Genomic DNA, 23,895 nt, shown 5'->3' with positions numbered 1-23,895 from the left:
TCAATGCCCTCCATTAAAGAGGGGCGGAATCCAATGGATCCCGCCCCTACATGTTCATTTTTTCTTTACAATGTAGGTTTGTACCTGACAAGGTGTAAGCGGTTCAATGTGTAATGATCCATGTTGTGCTTTGAGTATCTGTCCTTCAGGTGTTTCTCCTAAATTCGCTGTTTCTCCGTGTTGTAGAGATGAACTATTGATTGAAGCGGCTGTTTGACGCGTTAAATATGGATTGAAGAGACGAATGACAATGCCTGTTCCATGCTCTTCTTTTTTCAGAGCGCTTAGAATGGCTCCATCTGTCTCGATGTCAAGCAGGCTATAAGTAGATTGTAAGTCTTCTTTTTCATCTCGGAAAGAGAAAATTAAACGACCGTTTAAAAAATCTGCCCGCTCGTAGCATTGAACAGGGGTGGTATACCGTTTGGCAAGCTGCGCTAAGTGTCCCTCGCTGACTGCATCCTTGCTATAGTGCATACCAAATGAGAATGACAGTGCACCTTGCAGCTGAGCGTCAGGTGTCTCCACAATTTTTTCCCCAGATGCGCGTCCTGGACGATAAAGGAGATTTTCTTTCCCCATTTTTCCGAAACAGCGGAAGAGCGTATACGCAATCGTTGTGTAACCTTCTCCTGTGATTTGGTATTCTCTCACGCAGTCGGTCAACAGAGCGGCACCATATGCTTCATCACGAAGTGCGACAAAGGATTGCATCGGTTCAATGGTGATCGGTTTTTCTTCCCAATGTTCATTGTTCCACCATTCAAGCTCTTGCGTGAGCTCTGTTGGGCGTTCGATTGTACCAAATTGTTGATCGCTTAGTGATACGTTTGATGCGATGCCTGTATCAAAAAGAACACGAAGGCGATGATCCAATGCATGGTTATCGACATCTACATGAAAACGGATGATAGCCTCGTCTTTGTTTAATGCCACCTTCGCTGTGATCGGAAGTGATGTCGCAGCCGATTGCTTAGAGCGCGCCTCTAGGTCATAAGGGACAGTGAGCTGAAGCTTGATGGTCAGCTCGTCTTGCAGACCGCTTTTAGACACTGAGATGTCCGCTGATGAAAGATCTTTTGATGACACATACAGATCCTCACGCGGTGGTGAATAGTTGTAAGAATCCCCATCGTCTCCGTTGTCTTCAAAGATCATTTGCTCAGAGAAGGTCTTGCCTGTTTGTTTGTCTGTGATGTTCAGTGATCCGTTGTCATTTGCCGCAATGCGGTAGTGCTTATTTTCGATCACGCGTCCTTCTGTTTGTTCCCACACAGATTCGCTTGATTCATCGAAGACCATGCTCACTTGTGTATAGCCTACTGACGGTAAGTCGATGGCTTCAATCAGCAGCACGGCTTTCCATACTTGCTTTGGCATGTACACTTCTTTACTTGGGTTAAGAGAAATTTGCTGTGCCAGCACATAATCTGTGACATCGGTTTTGCTTTTCACTGTGTACTGAAGCGTTCGTCCATTTGCATCCTTTAGCGTAAAAGGACGTTCCGTGATAAACGTTTCGACTTCAATGACTTCAGAGCGCGTTGAAGGCATTGTATTGAATAAAGTGAACGTGATTTCCTGCTCTGTTTGCAGTCGAATAGTGATGAGACGCATGTGCAAGTCTACAAGATTCTCAGCGATTTCCTTTGCCTGCTTGTAGCGGAAGAAGACATCTTGGTTTGTCGTGTCACTATTACAGCCGCCAATGCTGTCATGCGCTGCATTTTCAAACATGAGGTACCAAATATCGCGAACCGTATCATGCGGATAGTCGTGTCCAAGCGAATAGCTGATCGTTAGGATAGGCTCCATCACATTCACGAGATAGTTTTCGATTTGATTGTTTAAGATTTTTAAATCCGCTCGTGTTGAAAAAATAGATTTGTGAATCCGCATATGCTTCGCGTGAATAAGCTCTCCCTGTAACGTCTCAAAAGATGTCCGCTCTTTTTTCACGGCTGCAATATAATCTTCTAAACTACTGATTTGATAGTGATGCTCGTTAAGCCCATTGGCTTTTTCTAATAAGTCAGGCAGATTTTTACGAATCGGTGCCTGGTCAAAGCCATTTGGGAAATAGACATTCTTTGTGGTTGCCTTTGCTTGCAGCGCACCGATTTTTTCAGATAAAAAGGCTTGTAAGTCCTCATCCTTCTCAGGAATATTCCCGCCGTAGTAGTAGCCAAATGGCAGGTTCACAGCAAAGACTTCACTGCCGTCAGCGCCGCGCCAATTGAATTCAGTATGATTCGTCATATGGTCAGAAACGCCGCGCCAAAATGCTGTATCGACAATGCCGAAGCCGCGATAAATTTGAGGCATTTGTGCGGATTGACCGAAGGAATCAGGGACATAGCCGACTTTCATCACGTGGCCGAACTGCTGACAGCGTTCAATCCCATATTGCAGGTTCCGCACAATCGATTCACCTGAAATGACGAGCTGGTCGGTTTGGGTATACCATGGGCCGATGATGAGACGTTTCGCTGTGACGAGCTTCTTGATTCGATTCTCATCCTCTGGACGCCATTTTAAATAATCATCTAATAAGGAAGCCTGGGCATCGAGCATGAAGTAATGGAACCTTTCATCTGTTTCAAGGGTATCTAAAATGTCCATTACGCTTTTCATTAAGTAGATACGGGAGCGGGAGGTGGTGAAATACCATTCCCGGTCCCAGTGAGTATGTGGAATCACATGTACATTGACAGTCATTGATCAACGACACCTTTCTTCGTTCAAATTATCCTTCTAGCACAAGGTCAAAATCGTCTTCTTCTTTCTGCTTCTGATCATGTTCTGGCGTTTTTGGCTCTTTTTTCTCAGAGAAATTCACAAGCAGGTTGGCGCCAATACCGATGACGAGTGCGCCAGTAAGGGCTCCGATTAAATAAGCCCACCAGTTTCCGACTGAGAAGAAGCCGTATAGCCCGCCAATTGGCGGCATGATGTCATGAACTCCTAATAATGCAGCGACCCCGCTTCCAATAGCACATGCGACAACATTGAGCGGAATCAATTTCAAAGGATTGACGAGGGTAAAAGGGATCGCCCCTTCCGTAATACCGATAATGCCCATAACAAGTCCGCCTCGTCCGGCTTCTCTAAAGGTTGGAGAGAAGTTGCGTTTTCGAATCAATGTCGCAAGCCCGTATCCAAGCGGTGGAATGACAATCGCAATATTGACAAGAATGGCAGGGAGGTAGACGCCTGATAGGAAGAGCGCGTTACCAGCCATCCATGCGGATTTATTCACCGGTCCGCCAAGATCGAAGCCAATCATCGCACCTAAAATGAGAGCGAGCGCGAGTGTGCTTGTTCCATCAGCGACCATGCCTTTGATCCATTCAATTAATGCCGTGTTCAAAGCGCCTAATGGTCCGCCTAGAAGAACTGACATAAGAAGTCCGGTTAAGCCAACGGTAATAAGCGGCAGGATGAGCAGAGGGACGAGCCCAGCTGCAGAGCCTTGAATTTGAATTTTTCTTTTCACAAAAAGAGCAACATATCCTGCGAAGAAGCCTGCAATGACGGCACCTATAAATCCGGCATTTGTTGAGCTGGCAAGGGCACCGCCGATAAAACCAGCCGCAAGACCTGATTTATCTGCAATGGAATAGGCGATAAATCCAGCGAGCAGAACGTTCATTAAGCCAATGCCTGTCCAGCCAACCTGCTCCATTAAATAGGCACCGTGCAGTATGCCGCCAGCATCCTTATAGGTGTTTAAATCTGAAACACCAAACCCTAACCCGACCAATTTTGCTAAACCAACGATAAGTGAAGCACCGATGATTACAGGAAGAATATAAGAAATACCGGTCATGAGATGGCCTTCAATGACTTTTAATTTTGCTTTCATTTTCTTTGCTCCTTTCTATATGGCATTGCTCATGTTTATTGAGATTCAGACTTTTTCTTTTCTACAAGTGCTACGGCTTTGGTGATAATTTGTTCAGCATTTTTTAAGGCACGTCCGATTTCGACACGTACAGTGGGAATGCCTGAGAAGCGTTCTGCATCGTTGATATGCTGATTTGAGGCAATGATGCAGAGGTCTGCCTGCTTTGCTTCCTCTGCTGTAATGCCGTTCACCTGTCCCATAATCCCTTGCTGTTCGATTTTGATCTCGTGTCCGAGTTGTTTACCCGCATTTTCTAACGCTTTGGCTGCCATTGGAGTATGAGCTAACCCTGCTGGACATGAAGTGACACCGACAATTTTCATTGTGTAATCCCCTCTTTCAATTGTTGTTCAATGACTTCGTAATAGTAATCAGCTGTTTGACCTGGTTGAATCTTTTCGATAAAAGCAGGTTCCATTAGGCTTGTCGCAATACCTGACAGTAGTTTCAGATGTGTGACATTTGCTTCTTCTAGTGGAACGAGCAGTGTAAATAAATAGCTTGTGGGCAAATCATCGAAGCTTCCCCATTCAATGGGTTGTTCAAGTTCTAAAAAAAGAAGTGAAGCCGTTTGTACAGCGGAGCTTTTTGTATGTGGAATGGCGAAGCCTTGTTGAAGTCCTGTTGAGACTTCGTCTTCGCGTGTCAACAAATCTGCTAATAGCCCCGGCTGATCGTTTGTAATCTGAAGGTCTTCAGCTTTCTCGGAAATGTATTGTAAAATCTCATTCTTTGATCGTCCGTTTACTTGTGTGAAAACATGATCTTTTTGGAACAAGCTGATCCCTTCTCTCTTGTTTGTTAAGCGCTTACAAGTTGATTGTAATGTACTTTTCAGCATGGTTAAATAGCATCATTTTCCGTTTGAAATGGCAAAAAGTTTATGAAGCTATCCGTCTTGCTGACTGAATATCTCAAATCCTAGCTTAAAACGAGTTTAATTATATAAAAAACAGATTCTACTAAATGTATATCTGTGATATTCTTCCAAGGTATCATAAAAGATAAGGGGGTCTTTTCATGTTCAAAAAGCAGGTCAAATCCTGTGTGGTCGTACTCATGGCCGTTATTCTATGTATGGCAGCATTACCTGGATACGAGGCAGCAGCTGCTAGTCATGGAACAAGTGTCAATGAAGCCATTGGGTTAAAAAATGGTGAAGTCATCTCAGGTACATTACAGAATGAAAAGGAAGAGTCATGGTATCAAATCACGCCATCTGCACAAGAGGTGGCAAAACATACACACATGCAAATTTCTGTGAAAAGTAAACAAGTGCTGTCCGTATCGGTCTATCCAAGTAAGGACAGAGCGATGAAGGATGACACCTATTCAAGGTATCGCGTGGACACAGCAAGCGGAGAAACAGAGATCAACTTCCCGCATGCATGGTCAGGTCCCTATTATGTCAAAGTGCTTTATTTAGGGTCAGAGGAAGACAGCCGTGATGAGGAAGAGGATGCAGCATATACAATCGGATATAAAGGAGCTAACCTTCCGCCTTCTGAACCCGTTTTCCCTGAAGAAGATGAGCCTGAAATCATCATTATTGAGAAAAAGTACGGGCGTGAAATTCTTCAATCGATTCGTACAATCGAAGATAAACGATTTAATGAAACAGCAGAAGGTCAAAAGCTTTCGCGTCTGCTCCAAAAAACAAAACCGTTTCTCAAATCGAAGCTCATCAAACATCAAAAAGAGCAGCAAAAGGTATACAATCATCTGCTCACATTAAAAACACTGCTAAGTGACGTAGAGAAAAATGGTGCATTTAGCGGCCATATCGTAACAGAAAAAGAACAGCAGGCGATCCGCTCCCTTTTTGACATGCTCAAAGAAGCAAGTCCGGCTTATTTAAAAAAGGAATTAGAAGCTGTCAGTCAAAAAATTGGCATTGATCAGCTTGAAGGAAAATCAGCTGGTTATGTATTAGAGAAACAAAAGCTTGTAAAAGAAGAGAAGGTTAAAACGAATAAGATCATTTTTAAATTAAAGGATGGCCAAACACTTCAATCTGCGAAAAAGAAGATGAAAAGCTACGGTATCCAAGAAAATCGTGTGACATCACAGTCAGTCAGTCCTTTATTCAAAGGCATGTATGTCTATGATGTACCAGCAGGGCAAGAATCAGCTGGAAAGACACTAAAAGCAGGCAAAGCGGCGATCAAGAGCACGGCAAGAAAGCTTTCCAGCATGCCGAATGTTGAATTTGCAGAGCCTGTTCAAACGTATCGCGCGCTAAGCAACGACGCGCAGTATGGTTATCAGTGGCCGCTGAAAAACAGTGCGCAAAATAGCGGAAAAAAAGGCGCTGACGTCAAATTTGAACAAATGAATACACTGATTGGCACAAGCAAAATGAAGCAAACATTAATTGCTGTTGTGGATACAGGTGTAGACAGCCGTTTGACAGATTTAAGCGGGACTGTTCGTACAGACTTAGGTGCGAATCTCATTGGGCGAAACAAAGATGCGATTGATGACAATGGACACGGTACGCATGTGGCTGGCATCATTGCCGCAAAATCCGATAACCATTACTCAATGGCTGGTCTCAACCAACATACGGGCATCATTCCAGTGAAGGTGCTGGATGCTTATGGATTTGGAGATACAGAGCATATTGCACTTGGCATCAAGCATGCAGTGGACAAAGGCGCGAAGGTGATCAACATGAGCCTTGGCGGCTACTACAGCAGAGTGATTGAATATGCAATGAATTATGCTACACAAAGAAATGTACTAGTCGTCGTGGCAAGTGGAAATGATGGCGTACCAGAAATGGGCTACCCTGCGACGTCAAAATACGCAATGGCGGTTGGCGCAAGCAACCGTATGGATATTGCCGCTGAGTTCTCAAGTTATGGCAAAGGACTGAGCATGTCAGCACCAGGTTCTGATATTCCGAGCTTAATGCCTGATGGGAACGTCTCATACCTTAGCGGGACATCAATGGCGACACCATATGTGGCAGCAGCAGCAGGATTACTACTTTCTAAAAATCCATCCTTGAAGCCAAATCAAGTGAGAAATCTTTTGCAAAATACAGCAGATGACATCTCATTTAAATCTATTGATGGAAAAGACGACGTTTTCTATGATGAAAACGATGAACCAATTGTTGATCCGAAAATTCCAGGTGTTGATTGGATGACAGGACACGGCAGACTGAATGCATTTGCTGCATTAAGTGCTGTCGAATTGAATGCATCTGTGAGCAAAGTGGAGGATCAGCATCAAAAGGTGACAGGTAAAGCAAAAGCTGGCGCTGCTATTTCTGTGTATAGAGGAAAAACCCTGCTCGGAAAAGGCACAGCAGGCAAAAAAGGAACCTTTAGTGTGAAGATTAAACATCAGAACAAAAACAAGGTCCTTCACATTAAAATTTCAAAAGGAAAGGCCGCAACGACGCTCAAAACCGTCGTGAAAAAAGGCAAAGCACCAGCTAAGCCGAAAGTGAACAAAGTAACAGTCAAAAGTAAAGCGGTCAAAGGGACTGCGGGTGCAGGCTTGACCATTAAAGTGAAAAACAAATCAAAGAAAGTTATCAAAACAGTCAAAACCAATGGCAAGGGCGCATTTACTGCTCAAATAAAACCACAAAAAGCCAAAACGGTTTTGTATGTGACTGCTTCAGATGTGAGAAAAAGAGAAAGCAAAGCAGTAAAAGTGGTTGTAAAAAAATAAAAGAAGAACTTCCCTTTCTAAAAAAAGGGAAGTTCTTTTGTTTTATACTGGAAAAATACCAATTCCTGTCGATAGTAATATAGTAGGAAATAAAAGGAGGATTTATCGATGAAAAAAATCATGTTTGCTTTCTTTCTATCATTGCTTCTCGTATTCCCAAGCTTTGCACATGCTGAAGAAACAGGTGCAGTACCAGCATCCGTACAAGTAACAAGTGTCACAGCGGCCGATAGTGGGATAGTGAATTACGGCTATGGCAGTAAATATCGCGTGGGATCTTATTATCCAGCTACGTTTAAAGGGACACTAAAAGATGCAAGCGGAAACCTCATGCCTAATCAGCCGATCCAGCTTTATTTTGAAGCAGCAATCAAATCATATGCTCAAACAGCGACAGGCACAACAGACGAGAATGGACAGTTTTCACTCACGTTTCAAGTTCCTGCAGGTGCAGGCTACCAATCATACAATAATGCAGGCTGGTCAACACATTACTACGATATCGTTCCAGTGACGTTCACGTCAAACGACATCAAACTATCTTCAAATGTCACAAGTGTGTACCATTTGGCGTATACATCACGTTACTAATCTCATAGAAAAAAAGGATGTCATCAGGTGACATCCTTTTCTTTTTGTTAGCAAACCTGCTGGGCGGCAACCGAAAGAGTCGATAAACAAACACTCATCAGCCGTTACTCCCAGATTCGATCGAGCGTTTAACTTTTAATCTTAAGCTTTGATGGATAAGAACTTTTACACTTGAACTTTGATCCTTGAACGTTCAGCTTTGAGCTTTTATCAAGGATCATCCTAAGATGATCATCAGATGAGGAGGGAATGACCTTTCCCTCGGAGGTGTTTAGTTCTATCAATTTTCGGCTCACTAACAAAATCAATTAATCGATCTGTATTTTCGTCAGTGTATTGCTTTCAGACAAGGAAAAATCAACTTCCATTTGGAAATCTTCAATTTCTTTCGAAAGCTGTTCAATTTTTACTCGAAGGCGAAGCGGATCGATGATCACTGCCTCATTTTCAGCTAGAAAAGACTTCACGATCTCTTGGTTGGCAGCCGCTTGTGTCTTTCCATCTTTCCCAAACAAGGTTTCTAAATGCTGATCAAGTCTCCTTTTCACATCTTCATTCGTTTGTTCTGCTTTGTCAACCAGCTCTTTGTACACTTGTTTCATTTTCCGTAAATAACGAATATCGTAGTCTATCGACGTCTTACGTTCAATCGCCTCTGCCACCGTCATACGGACACCTGCTACATCAATCATTGTGGTTGCATTTGATACAACGATGGCAGATTTGATGGCATTCCGGCGTTTGATTAAAGCTTGAATCGATTGATCATCAGCCTTCGCCTTTTTTTCAACTTCTTCTTGATTCTGAAATCCGTGCTGTATATGTTTCCCGATCATCAATCCGCCAAGTACGGCGTCATCAACAGTTCGGTTGATTCTTTTATCTAACATTTTCAGTTCACTTAATGCTCTTGTAATGGTCATTTCCATATTCACGACAACTCCCTTGGTTCATCCTGAAAATCATAGATTCCTATCATATACCAAAGTGTGCTTCTTTTACTAGTGATATCCTTTTTTGTCAGCTGCTTTATATAGAAAAAACCTGATGTTTATACACCAGGTTTTTCTCGTTTTTTCTGAATCCAAGCTGTCGCATAATAGGCAGCATAGCAGAGCGCAATGAAAGGAATGCCGCAGATGAGGGCAATCCGCTGATTTGGGTCAAAGGCAATGCCAATGACAGATGCAAGACATAGGAGGAAGGCAGCAATCGGAACCACTGGATAGAGCGGGGTTCGAAAGGACAAATCATGAAGCTGTCCGCCTTCCTGTAAAAATCTTTTCCGAAACATCAACTGTGAGGCAGCAATTCCCATCCATACAACCACAACGGCCAGTCCGGAGATTGACACAAGAACAAGGTATACCGTTTCTGGTGCGATCACACTCGATAGCAATGAAAGAATACCACCGATCATACTTAAAATGAGTGCATTCAAAGGAATTCCTTTTGATGTCAGTTTCGCCAGTTTTTTAGGAAGTGTCCGTTCTTCAGAAAGCGACCAAAGCATACGAGATGACGCGTATAATCCTGAGTTTGCGGCAGATAAGATCGCGGTCAGGATGACAAAATTCATGAAATCTGCGGCATAAGGAATCCCGATACGATCAAATACCACGACAAATGGGCTTTTGATCACCCCGGCTTCTTCTACTGGAATCAAGCCAGCCAAAACAACGATCGTTCCAACGAAAAACAGGACGAGACGCAGGACAGTTGTGCGAATGGCTCTTGGGATGGTCTCGTCAGGATTGACGCTTTCACCCGCAGCAATCCCAATCAACTCCGTCCCTGAAAAAGCAAAATTGACAGCAAGCATCGTCATTAAAATCGGTAAAAAGCCGTTTGGGAAAAGTCCGCCTTCGCCTGTGAAATTAGAAAAGAACGGAGCGGCCTCACCGCCCTTTAATGGAATCAAACCAAACATTGCAGCTCCGCCAAGAATAATAAAGAGAATAATAGCCATCACTTTAATACTGGAAAACCAAAACTCTGATTCTGCAAAAAATTTGACTGTAAATGCATTCAGTAAAAAGATGAGAAGAGCAAAAACACCACTCCACATCCAAACCGAAGTGTCTGGAAACCAGCGCTGCATTAATAATCCTGCCGCTGTAAATTCCGAACCGAGTGCCACTGTCCATGTCAGCCAGTATAGCCAAGCGACCGTATAGCCTGTACCAGGTCCAATGTATTTTGTTGCGTACGTATGAAAAGCCCCTGTGACCGGCATAGCGACAGACAGCTCACCTAAACAAAGCATCACGAGGTAGACAATTAATGCCCCCACAAGATAGGCAAGAATGGTTCCCGCAGGTCCGGCCTGATTAATGGTATACCCAGAGCTTAAAAAGAGCCCTGTCCCAATGACGCCGCCTAGAGAAAGCATGAACAGGTGCCGGCTCGTCATTTTTCGTTGATATTGTTGTGACTGATCTTTTGCTTGTTCCATGTCTTCCCGCCCTTTTGCTTAGAAGTATGTGTGATGATTCATGATGTGGTTCGTTTTAAGATGTTATTGATATCTTCTGGAGTCGTGCGGCAGCAGCCGCCGATGATATGCGCGCCGTCTTTGTACCATTGATACGCACATTCGCCAAAAGTAAGATGTGACGTATCACCGCTCCAAATCTTTTCTTCAGGATCATATACTTCACCTGAGTTTGGATACACCACAATCGGTTTGCTTGTTCCTTTTTTCATTTCTTGAATGAGAGAAGTGATAAATTGCGGCGGCGTACAGTTCACGCCGACAGCAGCGATTTGTTCATAAGGTTCAAGTGCCTGTACACATTCCCGTATGGAGTCACCTTCACTAATGTGCAGGCCATCCTTTGCGCTGAATGTGATCCAAGCAGATACCCCGCTGAATTCATCCCGCAGCAGCTTTGCGATGGCTGTTGCTTCAATCAAACAAGGAATCGTTTCACATGCAAGAATATCTGCTCCCGCTTCTACTAATGCCTGAATTCTTGGTCTGTGAAAATTAATGAGAGCCTGCTCAGAGAGTCCGTAATTTCCCTTATATTCTGAACCATCAGACAAATAAGCGCCGAATGGCCCCACAGATCCAGCGACAAAGGGTTTTGTCCGCCCTTCACGACGCGCTTCATCCTGCCAAAAAAGATCGCGTGCCTCTTTCGCTAAAGTGACAGATCGTTTCATGAGTTCAAGCGCTTCTTCTTTTGTATAGCCTTTTTCAGCAAAGCCTTCAATCGTTGTTTGGTAGCTGGCGGTTGTGGCACAGTCAGCACCTGCTTGGAAGTAGTCCAAGTGTACTTGCTGAATCAATTGTGGCTGTTCAATAAGTATTTTGGCTGACCATAAACTGTCATTTAAGTTACAGCCCTTTCGTTCAAGCTCTGTTGCTAATGCACCGTCTAAAATCAAAGGTGCGTGAGCCTGTAAACGGCTTTGAATAGGATTCATCGGAATCAAACAGCCTCCTTTTTAGATCGGATTTGATGGGTATGATATGAGGCAGTAGTTTAAATGACTAAAGCGTTTTTGTCAAGGAGAGGAAAAAGCATATTAGGGCGCGAAAACCCTGAAAACATGCGGGTTTTGATGCATAAAAATGCAGTCAAAATAATAGAAAACCAAGTCATTGACAGCCTCTAAAAAGAGATATATATTATGGAAAGATTGATTTCAGAAAGCTTCATCAAAAGGCGCCGTCTTTTGATTTTTATGTTGTCCAACGACTGTCTTCTTTCGTGCAGAAAGAGGGTTTTTTATATGCTTAAAAAAGGAGGAAAGAAGAATTGAAAAAATGTGTAAAAGATATAGCGATGATTTTAGTTGGTTCTTTTTTATTTGCCGCAGCAGTGAACATGTTTGTCATTCCGCTTGAATTTGGTGAAGGCGGCGTAACTGGGCTGTCCATTATTTTTTATTATTTGTTTGAGATTGCACCGTGGCTGACGAACCTTGTGTTGAATACGATCTTATTACTTGTGGGATATAAATACTTGGACAAGAAGACCACGATTTATACGGTGGTTGCCGTCGCAAGTAACTCTCTATTTTTACACTTGACCACAACATGGGTCGTGAATGTTCATGAATTGATCATTGGAGCGATTTTTGCAGGAATTATCATCGGTATTGGGATTGGTCTAGTACTAAGAGCAGGCGGAACAACGGCGGGCTCTGCTATTCTCGGAAGAATTGCCAACAAGTATTTAGACTGGAACGTGAGCTATGCCATCTTGTTCTTTGATCTGATCGTTGTATTTGCTTCCTACTTTATTATTGGTGCGGAAAAATTAATGTTTACCATTGTGATGCTGTACGTGGCGACAAAGGTGATGGACTTCGTGATAGAAGGACTTAACACGAAAAAGGCAGTGACGATTATTTCTTCATGCAAAGATGATATTGCGGAAGAAATCAATCACACCCTGGACCGAGGCGTAACAATTTTAAACGGACGAGGACATTATTCAAAGGAATCGAAGGAAATTCTTTACGCAGTCATTCAAAAGCAAGAGCTCATGCGCCTCAAGAAAATTATTAAGAAAATTGATCGAGACGCATTTGTTGTTGTCCATGACGTGCGCGATGTGTTCGGAGAAGGATTTGTAAATATATAAAAATGAAAATAAGACAAAGAGCTAAAAGACCCGAAAAAGGGTCTTTTTTTATTCTCTATACCTCTTGTCACACAATACTATGTAATGTATAGTATAAAGAGTTAGGAGTTGTAAACATGAATGCACAATTAAAAAAAGGATTACTGGAGTTTTGTGTACTGGCGGTATTAAAGAAAGGCGATTCCTATGGTTATCAAATCATTAAAGATATGTCCCGTTGTATTGAGATTTCAGAATCGACATTGTATCCGATTTTAAAGCGTTTAGAGCAAAACAATTATGTGGAGACCTATTCCCAGGAACATAACAGTCGATTAAGAAAATACTACCGCATGACAGAAAGCGGGCGGGAGCATATGGCGCAGTTTTTAGAGGAATGGGATCAGGTGATGGCGATTTACGACTTTATTTCTGGAGGACAGGGCAATGAATAAAAAAGAATTTTTAAGCAGCCTAAAGAAGCATCTGCATCTTCTAGGCGACAAAGATAGTGATCGGTTTATCGAATACTACGATGAAATGATTGAGGATTATCAGGAAGATGGCTACAGTGAACAGGAAGCGGTTCAACAAGTCGGGCAGCCTGCTATGATCGCTGAAGGAATTATGAAGGAACAAGGAATAAAAACCGTTCAGGTGCCGACGTTTGGAGAAAAAGCCACAAGACTCTCCATTCTCATTTTAGGCTTTCCGTTATGGGGCAGTATTCTAGCAACAGTCTTCCTGTTGATTCTTTCTGTGTATATGGTGATTTGGTGTATTCCACTCGTGACGGGTACAGTGACGCTGGTTGGTCTGCTCGGAGGTTTTTGGAGCATCATTGGTTCTCCATTTATCTTTCAGGACGGTTTGCATGTGGTGGTGACGCAGATTGGCGTTGGTATTTTTCTATTAGGTGTCGGATTATTAAGCGGCATAGCCACGGCGTATTTGACAAAGCTATTTGTGCAAATAACTATTCAAACCACTAAGGCATTCATCGGAATGTTTAAAAAGAAGGTCGTGAGAGTATGAACGTGAACGATTTAAAAAAGCAAGTCATCAAATGGGGGATCATCCTCACCGTTGCCGGAGGAATTGTCATGGCAATTGGTTTTGGCATATCAGGCTTTGATCTAGATGCATATCACAACAATGACCAGAGCAACGTGTTCCGCACCATCAATTGGAGCAAGCCGTAATAAATGAAAAAAGACAAAGGGCTAAAATCAAGATCATTTTAGCCCTTTGTCAACAGTCTAAAACCCGCTTATGCGGGTCTTTTTTTCGCTCGGGCCACAAAGAAGAAATAACAGCAAAGTGCGCCTAGATCACAAAGCATAATGATCAGACCCATTGGAAAGGCTGTTTGGCTTCCGGCTAGTCCGACAAGAGGTGTCATGCAAGCGCCTAGCAGCATTTGCGCCACACCGATCAGTGCAGCAGCACTTCCTGCATGTGCCCCGTGATGCTGCATCGCAAGAGACGGTGCAGAGGTGCCGACAATTCCAACGCTTGATACCACAAAAAACAGCGGAATGAGAATACCGTACAATCCTGCATCAATCGAGATCATGAAAAATAAAGTGACTCCCCCTACCGCAGCTGTCAGCAATCCAATGCGAAGGACTTTCTCTTCACCAATTTTCGCAGCGACTCGGGCAAATACTTGTCCAGCTGTGATGATCCCAAGACTATTCACCGCAAAGGCCGCACTAAAGCCTTGTGGAGAAAGGTTAAAAATATCCTGGAGCACAAACGGTGACCCGGAAATATAAGCAAACATCGCTGCGAATACAAGACCTTGTGAGAGTGCATATCCAACAAAGAGACGATCACTGGCTAAAATTTTCATCGCGCCTGCAATCTGTTGAAAGCCCCCGGTCTGTCTACGCTCCGCAGGTAAGCTTTCTTGCAGTGAAAAGATGGATCTCAGCAGCATCAATGCCCCGAGAATTCCGAGTAGGACAAATACACCCTGCCATGTCGTGAAGCGTAAAATTTGTCCGCCCGCAATAGGTGCTGCTGCCGGAGCCACCCCGTTGACTAACATCAGCAGTGCAAAGAATTTCGTCATTTCTGATCCTTCATAATGATCTCGCACGATAGCTCGTGCAATCACAATGCCTGCTGAACCAGCAAGTCCTTGAATCAATCTAAGAAGAATGAACATCCAAATCGATGTGACCACTGTACAAAGAAGTGATGCCGCTATAAAGATAATCAAGCCAATCATCAGCGGTTTTCTTCTGCCGATCGTATCGCTGATCGGGCCTGCAATCAGCTGGCCAAGCGCCAGTCCAATGAGACAAGCCATGAGACTTAATTGGGACAGCGCCGTACTTGCCTCAAAATCACGAGCAATATGAGGCAATGCAGGTAAATACATATCCATTGCCAGCGGAGCAAGGGCTGTTAAAGATCCAAGCAATGCGGCAAGGAGAAATCGATTTTTTTTCGATTCTTGGGGATAAGATAAAGAACTCATATGATGACAACACTCCTCGTATACTTCCTCAACACAGCATAATGAATCAAGCGTTCCTTTTCAATGAAAAATTTTCAAAGATGTTTCCGTGCAAAATGATTGATCTTTCGAATGAGACTCTTTACATTGAATGAGTAGAGAAAAGAGTAAGGCTATCACATGCAGTGATTGCATGATACGTATATCCACTAATAGAGAGCAGGAGGTGCTGACATGAAGCAGCAAGAGCTAATCATTCGTCAAGCAGTCAAAGAAGATCATGAGGCCATCAGGAGCGTGCTGATCAAATCCTATGCACAGTATGCGCCTCAATTTACAGAGGAAGGCTGGCAAGATTATTCTGCCGCGCTTGCAGCAGCTGTAGATAATCCGAACATGGAGCTGATGCTGGTGGCGGAGCTTGATGGCAAGGTTGTGGGGACGCTTCAAATGTTCCGTTCATCAGAGCAAGCATATGACAATCCAGAAATGGGCATTACATCAGCCATCGTCCGGTTTTTAGGAGTAGAGCCCGATGTGAGGGGAAAAGGAATTGCAGAGTCCTTGCTGCGTAAAAGTATTGAACTAACGCAATCATGGGGCGAAAATGTCCTGTATCTGCATACATCTGATAAAATGCAGGCCGCCATTCGCCTATATGAAAGAATGGGCTTTGAGCGTGCGCTTGATAAAGATTTTGTGAGCTCGAGTGGGACGCATGTCAAGAGCTATCAATATGTGATCAAGAAAGAACAGCCAGCAGGTTCATAATATAACGTGCAGCAAAAGGAAGAGCTTACGTCCATGGGCAGCTCTTCCTTTTTTCAATTTATGCCCATAGTGCCAGCGCCCAATATGATACCCCCCATGAGATGAAACCGAACATGACAAAGAATTTTAACATGCGCTCATAAGGAGACAGCTTTCGTTCTCTCTTCGTTTTCACTAGCTGCCAATAAAGGGCAAAGCCGCAAATCATGAGGATGATTTGTCCAAGCTGTGTAAAGTTTTCAAGAATCGTGATTCCGTTCATTTCTTTTCACCTCATCATTCATCTTCCAGAAGTAAAAGCGCAATCCTTTATTTCTTCAAAAAAAATCGGTGTATACTAGAAAGAAACGAGTGTTTAGAGGGAGTTGTGACATATTGTTTTCGCTGCATGCGGATCGTTGGGATGAAGTCATCGAGAGAAAAATCAAATACGATCAAAAAGTTGTGGAACATACCTGTCAGCTGTTAGACGCACAGAAGCAGCAGGCTGTGCTGTTTCACAAAATTGAAGACCCGTTTACGATGAGGGCAGGTGATGGTGCTCTAACCATTCCTAAAGGAAGCTATACGACTGCCTATTATTGGAAGGATCGTCCTTACAACATATATTTCTGGAGAGATGATCAAGGGAAGGAACTAGGATCTTATCTTAATATGGTGGGAGATACTCAGTTCAACGGCCAGCTGGTCATGTTTGAAGATCTCATTATTGATCTACTCGTTCTTCCGAATGGTGATGTCTTTGTGCTGGATGAAGATGAATTGCCGGAGAGTTTAGCGGATTTTGAACACGGTTCGGTGCATCGGGCATTAAAGGGTGTGATGGCTTCGTTAGAAAGCATTCTCGATCAAGTGAGGGCAGATGCCGAAGGAAAATATCATCACAGTTTGTTTGAGCCGATGTTGAAATAGAAAAAACGATTCCTCGCTGAAAGGAATCGTTTTTTTTGTTAAACCTTAATACGGTTTAATCGTTTTTGTAAATTGGTTTTTGTTTTGGAGGCTTTTAGCTGTTTGACAGCGCTTTGGGCCGCTGCTTTTGTTTTCTTTGTTCGTTTCGCTTCCGCTTTTTTGACCTTTTGTTTAGCGTCTGTCACTTTCTTTTGATAAGCGACTTGTTTTTTGACTTTGTCGAGCCGGTTTTGCAGGCTTGTTTTTTCTTTGCCTTTGTTTAGTTTTTTGATGGCCGTTTGAGCACTTTTAATAGCGCCCTGTGTTTTGTTTTTTTCGGCTGTTTTGACCTTTGCACGTGCCGAGCGGATATCAATGGCTGCTTGGACTTTCTTCACCCGTTCTGTGAGTGCTGTTTTTTGTTTGCTTGCAGTGAGCCGGCCAATTCTTGTTTTGGCTTGATTGACATCTTCCTGCTTTTTAGATGTTTCGGCTTTTTTAACAGCACTGGCAGCAGCCTTTAAAAAGGAGGATTGCGGCACATATTGCACGCGGCCATAGCCGAATTGTGGATCCCTCCCTTTTGCACCAAGATCCACTGTATAGCTGCGCAATAAAGTGCGAAGCTGTGCATTTGTTTTCTTCGGATGAAGCTGCTTTAACAGTGCCAGCATTCCTGTGACATGCGGTGCAGCTTGTGATGTACCCGTTGCATACCAATATTCATTTTTTAAATAAGTGCTGATGACGTTCTGGCCAGGGGCAGAAAATTCAATCCCTTTCCCTGTATTCGAGATAGACGCGAGTTTGTCTTTGTCAGTCGTTGCAGATACGGCAATGACGCTATTGTAAGCGGCAGGGTAGCTAATATGATTCTTTTTCCCATCATTTCCGCTTGCAGCGACTACAAGTAGTCCTTTTTTATAGGCTTCATCCACTGCTGAACGCAAGATGGGGATATTGTCTTCAAAGCCTAAACTTAAATTAATAATGTCCATCTTGTTGGTAATCGCCCAATCGATGCCTCGAAGCAGACTATATAGATCGCCTTCTCCCGTTTTATCTAACACTTTCACAGCATACAGCTTCACACCAGAAGCGACGCCAACTGTTCCATAATCGTTATTAAGCGCACCAATCGTGCCGGCGACATGTGTGCCATGTCCTTCATCATCTTTATAAGAGGATGTGTAGTTCACGAATGATTTACCGCCGGCTACCTTTAAATCCTCGTGTGAGAAAATGCCAGTATCTAAAACGGCTACTTTTACATTTTTACCAGTGACGCCTTCTTTTATTGCTTGTTTTATATTGAGTTTTTGCAGGTTGTAAGATTTTTGTACCAATGCATCCTGATTAGTAGCAGCGGCTGTTTTCTTCACAGTAGAAGCTGCGAGTTTAACCTTTACGTTTTTTGAGACGTAAGCGATGTTTGGGTCTTTTTTGAGTGAGGTGACCGCTTGTTCATCTGCTGTCACAGCGACCGCGGGAAGATGTATGTACTGTGCGTTCACTTTCTCACTTTCCTCAATAGCTGTTTGTTTCCCTTTTTGATTTTTATAGACGATGATAACATCTGTTTCTTTTGACGGTGCAGCTGCCTGCGAATGGAAGGGCAAAGCAGTTGTCAGCGCAAGAAGAAACGCGATGACGATCAATATTTTCCTTTTCAAGGCGTGGCTCCTCTCATCCGATGATCTCGGTCTTTTTTTCTCTATTATATCGGAGAAAGCAGAGGGATGGGATAGTAGAATTGTCGTCTTGTTGAGAAAGTTATTTTTACTAGTAACCTGAAATTGAAATTCATAGAATTCTAGTAGACAATAGAGACATCAAGATAAGAGAAAGAAGGACATGCTGATGAACGTAAAAGAGTATATGACGTATGATGCGACTGGCTTAGCAGCACTTGTGCGGAATAGGCAGGTAACGCCCGAGGAGCTTATGCAGGCTGCATTTAATAGATTGAATGAGGTCAATCCAGAACTAAACGCTGTGATACAGACGAGACAAGATCAAGTTTTAAAAGATATCAAGGAGTTACATGAGTATCAGCCATTTGCAGGCGTTCCGTTTGTGCTGAAAAATATATCACAAGGGATTAAAAACGAACCGCTGACAGCAGGCGCTTTGCTGTTAAAGGATGTAAAAGCCAACTCGGATTCGCACTTTGTTGATCGATTGAAGCAGGCTGGTTTTCTCATGATTGGGCATACAAATACACCGGAATTCGGTTTAAGAAATGTGACGGAACCTGCGTTACATGGGCCAACGAGAAATCCTTGGAATACGGACTATTCTCCAGGCGGCTCAAGCGGCGGGACAGCAGCAGCTGTTGCAAGCGGCATTGTACCTGCTGGCGGAGCAAGTGATGGCGGTGGTTCCATTCGGATTCCAGCCTCCTTTACCGGTTTGTTCGGTCTTAAGCCTACGCGGGGAAGAACGCCGGTAGGCCCAGGCGCAGGAAGGCAGTGGCAAGGGGCTTCCATCGACTTTACACTCACAAAAACCGTGCGGGACAGTGCAGCCCTTCTTGATCTTCTTCAAGTCATTCAGCCCGAAGCTGCTTTCCAAACTCCGTTATACGATGGCAGTTACCAAGAGGATCTGGTGAAACGTACATCTTCTATGCGAATTGCTTACAGTGTAGAATCTCCAGTTGGCACGAAGGTCAGTGAGGAAGCGAAGCAGGCGGTTCAGCAAACAGTGAAATGGCTGAGTGAGCAAGGTCATCAAGTAGAAGAAGCCAAGCCGGAAATTGATGGGGTTCATCTCATGCAGCAATATTACGTGATGAACAGTGGAGAAATGTCTGCGTTATTCACTTCCTTGGCTCGTTCCTTAGGGCGTCCAGTAAAGCCGGAGGAAACGGACATCGTGGCATGGGTGCTGGCGGAGGCTGGCAAGAATGTGACCGCAGCTGCTTATACAGAAAGTCTTGATGCGTGGGATCGGGCTGCTGCACAAATGGCGTCATTTCATCAAACCTACGATCTCTATGTGACACCAGCTACTGCCTATTCAGCTCCAAAGGTTGGTGAGCTTATGCATTCAGATCAGGAAACAGCCGAACTTTTACGTGTGTCATCTCTTTCAATGCAAGCACAGCAGGATCTTATTTATGATATGTTCCTCAAGAGCTTGACCTACACCCCATTTACACAGCTTGCCAACTTAACAGGTCAGCCATCAATGAGTGTACCTGTTCATCTCACTAGCGCGGGCATGCCTTTAGGGGTACAGGTGACAGCGCCTAAAGGGAAAGAGGACTGGCTGCTCAGGCTTGCGGCGGAAATGGAGACATCCTCGATTTGGAAAGGAACTAGTCAATTAAATCGATAACGCATGATAAGCGACTTTGGTCTATGGAGGGAAAAGAGTGTCACACGTGAGTACGAAGGATAAAATCATTCAAACGGCAGCACTTCTTTTACGTAAACAGGGATACCATGCGACAGGATTGAATCAAATTATCAGAGAGAGCGGCACACCTAAAGGCTCTCTTTATTATTACTTTCCAAATGGAAAAGAAGAGCTGGCCATTGCATCTGTTGAATACATTAGTCAAAAGGTCATCAATCAAATTGAAGAAGGCTTTGCTTATTCGGATGATCCGTATATCGCCATCGATCGTTTTATGACAAATATCATTCGAGGATTTATGGAGAAAGAAAGTGAAAGAGGGATTCCAATTGTCTTGCTGGCGGCAGAGTCAAAGCCGGAAAACACGCAGCTCCATGCCGCATGCAAACAAGAAATGATCCGCTGGCAGGAGCTTGTAAAAGAAAAGCTAATGAACAGCGGGTATGAAGAAAACAAAGCGGATGAGCTGGCTTCTCTCCTTCACTCAATGGTAATCGGTGGTCTATCGATGACGACTGCACTCAAACAAACGACTCCTTTAGAACACGTAAAAAGTTACCTTAGACACTTATTTATGCGAGAAGAGTAAAATCTCTCGCATATTGTCTATCTATTATATCAATTGGTCTATATAATATAGATAGTCAATTCGTCATGAGGAGTGATGGGATGTCGGAGCAACCGCAATCGATCAAGCAATCCGAAGGTACCTCTTTTTATACCATGTCTGGTTCAGGAAAACTGTATGGGCTCGAGAATCAGCTTGTTCAAATGCTGGCAGAAGCAAATCAAACGAATCAGCTGTTTGAGCTTGCCTTAATCACAGGTGGGAAAGGAGCTTATTTCCCGCTGCACTGTCATGAGCACTTATTTGAAACCATTTTTGTGCTGGAAGGAAAGCTTGAAGTGATGCTGGACGGTAAAAAATACATGGTAACTGCCTTTGATTATATTCATATCCCGCCCAAAACGATTCATGGCTACAGAATGCATAGTCATAAAACAAGATTTATTTCATATACGCTGGGCGGAAAAATGACAGATGTCTATCAGCAAATTGGGAAGAGGCTTTTTCAGAATGAAAGTTCTATGATGAATCATGCTTTCGATGCAGCCAGTTTTCAGCAGACTGAAAAAGAAAGCGATATCATCCTGATGCATGGAATCAGAGAACTGTCCAATACAACCAAGCCCCCCGTTTTATTTCATAGTCAGCTCCCTCACGAAATAAAGCCCTATGTATTAGAGGCTGGTGAAGGGAAGCAATACATCATTGATGGTCAGATTCATGAGCTGATTGCAACAGTAGAAACAACAGGGGGCGGATTCAGTCATTTTGTGGTTGAAGGAGCGAAGGGAAGATATTTCCCGCCGCATTATCATCAAGTTCATACTGAAGCCCTCTATTGTGTTGAAGGGAAAATGAACCTTCATTTGAATGGAGAAGATATTTGCTTGATGCCGGGTGACTTTGCCTATATCCCGCCTGATACGATTCACTCTTATGAATTTATGTCTCATTCAAATAAAATGTTGGTTTTGCTGCTACCAGGAGAAATTGAGCAGGTGTATGAGCAGTTTGAAGAATCTCCAAGACAAAGTATATGTCCCTATTTTATTCAAGAAGGGAATTTCATGTTCAATCGGGAGACTTCAACTCAATATGATTTGTTTTTTGTCGAAAAGGAATAAGTGTGTAACGCGTTACACAACATTATGAGTCTGTCGAAACAATCGACAGGCTTTTTTTGTTTTTTGCCTCCTCCACATAAATTTCTCATTTGATGAATGAAGCATTCATTCAAGGTGAAGCTATGTAAAGATGACTTGAGCTAAAGGAGGAAATGCATGTGAGAGCCGTTACTTATCAAGGGAAAAATAGCATTGCAGTGAAAAAAGTAGATGCACCGTCGATTCAAGATCGAGAAGATGTGATTATACGGATAACATCGACATCAATTTGTGGATCAGATTTACATTTGTATCAGGGGAATTTCCCGCTTCCAATCGGCTATGTGATTGGGCATGAACCAATGGGGATTGTGGAGGAAGTTGGCCCGGATGTCACAGCTGTAAAAAAGGGAGACCGTGTCGTCATTCCATTTACAGTTGCATGTGGTAAATGCCAATATTGCGATCATCACTTAGAAAGCCAATGCGACAACTCAAACCCGCACTACGACTCGGGTGGACTTTTTGGCTATAGCGAGAAATATGGGAATTATCCCGGAGGACAGGCAGAGTATTTACGCGTACCTTTTGGAAATTACACCCCGTTTAAGATCCCAGAGGATTGTGAGCTGGAGGATGAACAATTGCTGTTCTTATCAGATGTCCTGCCAACCGCCTATTGGAGCGTAGAGCACGCAGGTGTGAAAAAAGGCGATACGGTCATCGTGCTAGGCTGCGGACCTGTTGGGTTAATGGCACAGCAATTTGCTTGGCAAAAAGGGGCGGAACGTGTGATAGCTGTGGATTACATCGATTACCGCCTGCGGCATGCAAAACGGATGAGCGGCGTGGAGGTTTTTGACTTTACAGAAGATCCCGACATGGGAGAAACGTTAAAGGAGCTCACCAAGGGCGGGGCCGATGTTGTGATTGATTGTGTGGGAATGGACGGGAAGAAGTCGCCGCTTGAAAAAATTGAGCAAAAGCTCAAGCTGCAAGGCGGAACGATCGGACCCATTCAAATTGCCACAAAAGCCGTTCGCAAGTGCGGAACAGTGCAGATGACGGGTGTGTACGGCGGCCTGTACAATATGTTCCCATTAGGTGCTTTTTTCGCAAGAAACGTCACCTTGAAAATGGGCCAAGCCCCTGCTCGAGGATACATGTCAAAACTCTATCAAAAAGTGACAAGCGGTGAAATTGATCCTAGAGCCATTATCACACACAAATTGCCATTAGATGAAGCTGCTCATGCGTACCACATCTTCAATGACAAACAGGATGATTGTATAAAGGTCGTCTTAAAGCCATAAAAAGAAGGCTTAGGAGTATTCCTAAGCCTTTAATGTGTGCTCGTCCATCATTTTTTCGATTAATTCAAAAAATGTTTTTTTATCTTCCTCTGAAAGGTGGTTGAACAATTGATTCACAAGCAGCTGGCGATTGTCGATCATTTGTTTAGCAATTTGTTCACCCAATTCAGAGAGTTCAATCCATACAGTACGGCGGTCATTATTATTTCGAGAGCGGATAATCAGCCCTTCGTCTTCTAAGTGATTGAGAGCGGTGGTTGTTGCAGAGGGAGATAATGAAACTTCCTGAAGAATATTTTTCACAGTACATGATTGATGGCGGTAGATGATACGTAAAATAAATCCTTTAACATTCGTGACGTTTTTCGGAATATTTTCTTCATCTAATTGTTTCGTCGCCTTTAAATACTTTGTCAGTGCATGGTCTAACAAACTTGCCTCTAGCTCGAAATGTTGCATTCTCCATACCTCTTTTCCTATTGCATTCGCATTTTCCGATCAATTACTAGGTCTATCTTATCATAATAATCATCATGATTTAAACCGAAATGGAAGACGGCTATAAAATTACCTATATTATCAATTAATAAAAAGAACAATTCCAAAATGAAATGATTTTACTTTCAGCTGTTTTTATTTTAGAATGTGAATGAGATA

At 43.3% G+C, this 23,895-nt stretch carries 23 protein-coding genes; 12 read left to right on the top strand and 11 right to left on the bottom strand.

Annotated features, from left to right (window positions below; translation table 11 throughout):
* Window positions 1–54: 54 nt before the first annotated feature.
* The 4 genes from mngB to AC20OE_RS17360 are packed head-to-tail and all read right to left on the bottom strand — an operon-like array spanning window position 55 to window position 4,685.
* Window positions 55–2,718, bottom strand: a complete 2,664-nt coding sequence (gene mngB / locus AC20OE_RS17375; RefSeq protein WP_427369621.1) for a mannosylglycerate hydrolase — start codon at window positions 2,716–2,718, stop codon at window positions 55–57.
* Window positions 2,719–2,746: 28 nt separating this feature from the next.
* Entirely contained in the window at window positions 2,747–3,865 is a 1,119-nt protein-coding gene (locus AC20OE_RS17370; RefSeq protein ID WP_106025735.1) for a PTS fructose transporter subunit IIC, read from the bottom strand.
* A gap of 35 nt (window positions 3,866–3,900) precedes the next feature.
* On the bottom strand, window positions 3,901–4,230 hold the full coding sequence (locus tag AC20OE_RS17365) for a PTS fructose transporter subunit IIB (protein WP_007498438.1): 330 nt from the start codon (window positions 4,228–4,230) through the stop codon (window positions 3,901–3,903).
* Window positions 4,227–4,685, bottom strand: coding sequence for a PTS sugar transporter subunit IIA (locus AC20OE_RS17360; RefSeq protein ID WP_064498759.1), 459 nt, complete (start codon window positions 4,683–4,685; stop codon window positions 4,227–4,229). Before AC20OE_RS17360 ends, AC20OE_RS17365 begins: the two co-directional genes overlap by 4 nt.
* 242 nt (window positions 4,686–4,927) lie before the next feature.
* Here AC20OE_RS17360 and AC20OE_RS17355 point away from each other — a divergent pair, with 242 nt between their 5' ends.
* Together AC20OE_RS17355 and AC20OE_RS17350 are read left to right on the top strand one after the other, a co-directional pair.
* A complete protein-coding gene (locus tag AC20OE_RS17355) occupies window positions 4,928–7,594 on the top strand; it encodes a S8 family peptidase (protein WP_487269050.1) in 2,667 nt (888 codons plus the stop codon).
* 108 nt (window positions 7,595–7,702) lie between these two features.
* The gene (locus AC20OE_RS17350) at window positions 7,703–8,185 is read left to right on the top strand and encodes an Ig-like domain-containing protein (protein ID WP_058837247.1); all 483 of its coding nucleotides are present in this window, start codon (window positions 7,703–7,705) and stop codon (window positions 8,183–8,185) included.
* Window positions 8,186–8,493: 308 nt separating this feature from the next.
* Here the strand turns inward: AC20OE_RS17350 and AC20OE_RS17345 are convergent, their stop codons facing one another.
* The 3 genes from AC20OE_RS17345 to mmuM form a co-directional block, all read right to left on the bottom strand.
* Window positions 8,494–9,114 (bottom strand): hypothetical protein, encoded by a 621-nt coding sequence (locus tag AC20OE_RS17345; protein WP_039176173.1) that lies wholly within the window; start codon window positions 9,112–9,114, stop codon window positions 8,494–8,496.
* Window positions 9,115–9,236: 122 nt separating this feature from the next.
* The gene (gene mmuP / locus AC20OE_RS17340; RefSeq protein WP_059374532.1) at window positions 9,237–10,640 is read right to left on the bottom strand and encodes an S-methylmethionine permease; all 1,404 of its coding nucleotides are present in this window, start codon (window positions 10,638–10,640) and stop codon (window positions 9,237–9,239) included.
* Between the two features lie 38 nt (window positions 10,641–10,678).
* Window positions 10,679–11,617: a homocysteine S-methyltransferase gene (gene mmuM / locus AC20OE_RS17335; protein ID WP_059374550.1), complete on the bottom strand. Its 939-nt coding sequence runs from the start codon at window positions 11,615–11,617 to the stop codon at window positions 10,679–10,681.
* A gap of 335 nt (window positions 11,618–11,952) precedes the next feature.
* On the opposite strand from mmuM, the gene AC20OE_RS17330 reads away from it, so the two are divergent.
* The 4 genes from AC20OE_RS17330 (at window position 11,953) to AC20OE_RS17315 (ending at window position 13,964) form a co-directional block, all read left to right on the top strand.
* Window positions 11,953–12,783 (top strand): YitT family protein, encoded by an 831-nt coding sequence (locus AC20OE_RS17330; protein WP_372556189.1) that lies wholly within the window; start codon window positions 11,953–11,955, stop codon window positions 12,781–12,783.
* A gap of 116 nt (window positions 12,784–12,899) precedes the next feature.
* The gene (locus AC20OE_RS17325) at window positions 12,900–13,217 is read left to right on the top strand and encodes a PadR family transcriptional regulator (RefSeq protein WP_039176181.1); all 318 of its coding nucleotides are present in this window, start codon (window positions 12,900–12,902) and stop codon (window positions 13,215–13,217) included.
* Window positions 13,210–13,797, top strand: a complete 588-nt coding sequence (locus tag AC20OE_RS17320) for a DUF1700 domain-containing protein (RefSeq protein WP_372556188.1) — start codon at window positions 13,210–13,212, stop codon at window positions 13,795–13,797. The genes AC20OE_RS17325 and AC20OE_RS17320 overlap by 8 nt, the downstream gene beginning before the upstream one ends.
* On the top strand, window positions 13,794–13,964 hold the full coding sequence (locus AC20OE_RS17315) for a hypothetical protein (protein WP_268473073.1): 171 nt from the start codon (window positions 13,794–13,796) through the stop codon (window positions 13,962–13,964). The genes AC20OE_RS17320 and AC20OE_RS17315 overlap by 4 nt, the downstream gene beginning before the upstream one ends.
* 68 nt (window positions 13,965–14,032) lie before the next feature.
* Here the strand turns inward: AC20OE_RS17315 and AC20OE_RS17310 are convergent, their stop codons facing one another.
* Window positions 14,033–15,250 carry a multidrug effflux MFS transporter gene (locus AC20OE_RS17310; RefSeq protein WP_268464123.1) on the bottom strand — a complete coding sequence of 406 codons (1,218 nt, stop codon included), beginning with the start codon at window positions 15,248–15,250 and terminating at the stop codon, window positions 14,033–14,035.
* A gap of 213 nt (window positions 15,251–15,463) precedes the next feature.
* On the opposite strand from AC20OE_RS17310, the gene AC20OE_RS17305 reads away from it, so the two are divergent.
* The gene (locus AC20OE_RS17305) at window positions 15,464–16,000 is read left to right on the top strand and encodes a GNAT family N-acetyltransferase (protein WP_461199036.1); all 537 of its coding nucleotides are present in this window, start codon (window positions 15,464–15,466) and stop codon (window positions 15,998–16,000) included.
* A 58-nt stretch (window positions 16,001–16,058) separates the two neighbouring features.
* Here the strand turns inward: AC20OE_RS17305 and AC20OE_RS17300 are convergent, their stop codons facing one another.
* Window positions 16,059–16,262, bottom strand: a complete 204-nt coding sequence (locus AC20OE_RS17300; protein WP_039176190.1) for a hypothetical protein — start codon at window positions 16,260–16,262, stop codon at window positions 16,059–16,061.
* Window positions 16,263–16,375: 113 nt separating this feature from the next.
* On the opposite strand from AC20OE_RS17300, the gene AC20OE_RS17295 reads away from it, so the two are divergent.
* On the top strand, window positions 16,376–16,912 hold the full coding sequence (locus tag AC20OE_RS17295) for a ribonuclease FAU-1 family protein (protein ID WP_058837252.1): 537 nt from the start codon (window positions 16,376–16,378) through the stop codon (window positions 16,910–16,912).
* Window positions 16,913–16,950: 38 nt separating this feature from the next.
* On the opposite strand, the gene AC20OE_RS17290 is transcribed toward AC20OE_RS17295, so the two are convergent.
* Entirely contained in the window at window positions 16,951–18,564 is a 1,614-nt protein-coding gene (locus AC20OE_RS17290) for a S8 family peptidase (RefSeq protein WP_039176194.1), read from the bottom strand.
* 187 nt (window positions 18,565–18,751) lie between these two features.
* Between AC20OE_RS17290 and AC20OE_RS17285 the strand changes: the two genes are divergently transcribed.
* The 4 genes from AC20OE_RS17285 (at window position 18,752) to AC20OE_RS17270 (ending at window position 23,238) form a co-directional block, all read left to right on the top strand.
* Complete coding sequence (locus tag AC20OE_RS17285) at window positions 18,752–20,233, top strand: amidase (RefSeq protein WP_247544628.1); 1,482 nt, start codon at window positions 18,752–18,754, stop codon at window positions 20,231–20,233.
* A gap of 37 nt (window positions 20,234–20,270) precedes the next feature.
* Window positions 20,271–20,843 carry a TetR/AcrR family transcriptional regulator gene (locus tag AC20OE_RS17280; protein ID WP_224930128.1) on the top strand — a complete coding sequence of 191 codons (573 nt, stop codon included), beginning with the start codon at window positions 20,271–20,273 and terminating at the stop codon, window positions 20,841–20,843.
* Between the two features lie 80 nt (window positions 20,844–20,923).
* Window positions 20,924–21,946: a quercetin 2,3-dioxygenase gene (locus AC20OE_RS17275; RefSeq protein ID WP_487269049.1), complete on the top strand. Its 1,023-nt coding sequence runs from the start codon at window positions 20,924–20,926 to the stop codon at window positions 21,944–21,946.
* Between the two features lie 158 nt (window positions 21,947–22,104).
* The gene (locus AC20OE_RS17270; RefSeq protein WP_047203435.1) at window positions 22,105–23,238 is read left to right on the top strand and encodes a zinc-dependent alcohol dehydrogenase; all 1,134 of its coding nucleotides are present in this window, start codon (window positions 22,105–22,107) and stop codon (window positions 23,236–23,238) included.
* Window positions 23,239–23,259: 21 nt separating this feature from the next.
* Here the strand turns inward: AC20OE_RS17270 and AC20OE_RS17265 are convergent, their stop codons facing one another.
* The gene (locus tag AC20OE_RS17265) at window positions 23,260–23,697 is read right to left on the bottom strand and encodes a MarR family winged helix-turn-helix transcriptional regulator (RefSeq protein ID WP_039176203.1); all 438 of its coding nucleotides are present in this window, start codon (window positions 23,695–23,697) and stop codon (window positions 23,260–23,262) included.
* Window positions 23,698–23,895: the final 198 nt, after the last annotated feature.

The organism is Bacillus sp. SRI_025 (assembly GCF_057592095.1).
This window is presented reverse-complemented; position numbering and strand designations above follow the sequence as displayed.

Bases quoted from the DNA above. Each gene is read 5' to 3' on its own strand.
- mngB (WP_427369621.1), bottom strand. From the start codon at position 2,718: ATGACTGTCAATGTACATGTGATTCCACATACTCACTGGGACCGGGAA.
- AC20OE_RS17370 (WP_106025735.1), bottom strand. From the start codon at position 3,865: ATGAAAGCAAAATTAAAAGTCATTGAAGGCCATCTCATGACCGGTATT.
- AC20OE_RS17365 (WP_007498438.1), bottom strand. From the start codon at position 4,230: ATGAAAATTGTCGGTGTCACTTCATGTCCAGCAGGGTTAGCTCATACT.
- AC20OE_RS17355 (WP_487269050.1), top strand. From the start codon at position 4,928: ATGTTCAAAAAGCAGGTCAAATCCTGTGTGGTCGTACTCATGGCCGTT.
- AC20OE_RS17350 (WP_058837247.1), top strand. From the start codon at position 7,703: ATGAAAAAAATCATGTTTGCTTTCTTTCTATCATTGCTTCTCGTATTC.
- AC20OE_RS17345 (WP_039176173.1), bottom strand. From the start codon at position 9,114: ATGGAAATGACCATTACAAGAGCATTAAGTGAACTGAAAATGTTAGAT.
- mmuP (WP_059374532.1), bottom strand. From the start codon at position 10,640: ATGGAACAAGCAAAAGATCAGTCACAACAATATCAACGAAAAATGACG.
- mmuM (WP_059374550.1), bottom strand. From the start codon at position 11,617: ATGAATCCTATTCAAAGCCGTTTACAGGCTCACGCACCTTTGATTTTA.
- AC20OE_RS17325 (WP_039176181.1), top strand. From the start codon at position 12,900: ATGAATGCACAATTAAAAAAAGGATTACTGGAGTTTTGTGTACTGGCG.
- AC20OE_RS17320 (WP_372556188.1), top strand. From the start codon at position 13,210: ATGAATAAAAAAGAATTTTTAAGCAGCCTAAAGAAGCATCTGCATCTT.
- AC20OE_RS17315 (WP_268473073.1), top strand. From the start codon at position 13,794: ATGAACGTGAACGATTTAAAAAAGCAAGTCATCAAATGGGGGATCATC.
- AC20OE_RS17310 (WP_268464123.1), bottom strand. From the start codon at position 15,250: ATGAGTTCTTTATCTTATCCCCAAGAATCGAAAAAAAATCGATTTCTC.
- AC20OE_RS17305 (WP_461199036.1), top strand. From the start codon at position 15,464: ATGAAGCAGCAAGAGCTAATCATTCGTCAAGCAGTCAAAGAAGATCAT.
- AC20OE_RS17300 (WP_039176190.1), bottom strand. From the start codon at position 16,262: ATGAACGGAATCACGATTCTTGAAAACTTTACACAGCTTGGACAAATC.
- AC20OE_RS17285 (WP_247544628.1), top strand. From the start codon at position 18,752: ATGAACGTAAAAGAGTATATGACGTATGATGCGACTGGCTTAGCAGCA.
- AC20OE_RS17275 (WP_487269049.1), top strand. From the start codon at position 20,924: ATGTCGGAGCAACCGCAATCGATCAAGCAATCCGAAGGTACCTCTTTT.
- AC20OE_RS17265 (WP_039176203.1), bottom strand. From the start codon at position 23,697: ATGCAACATTTCGAGCTAGAGGCAAGTTTGTTAGACCATGCACTGACA.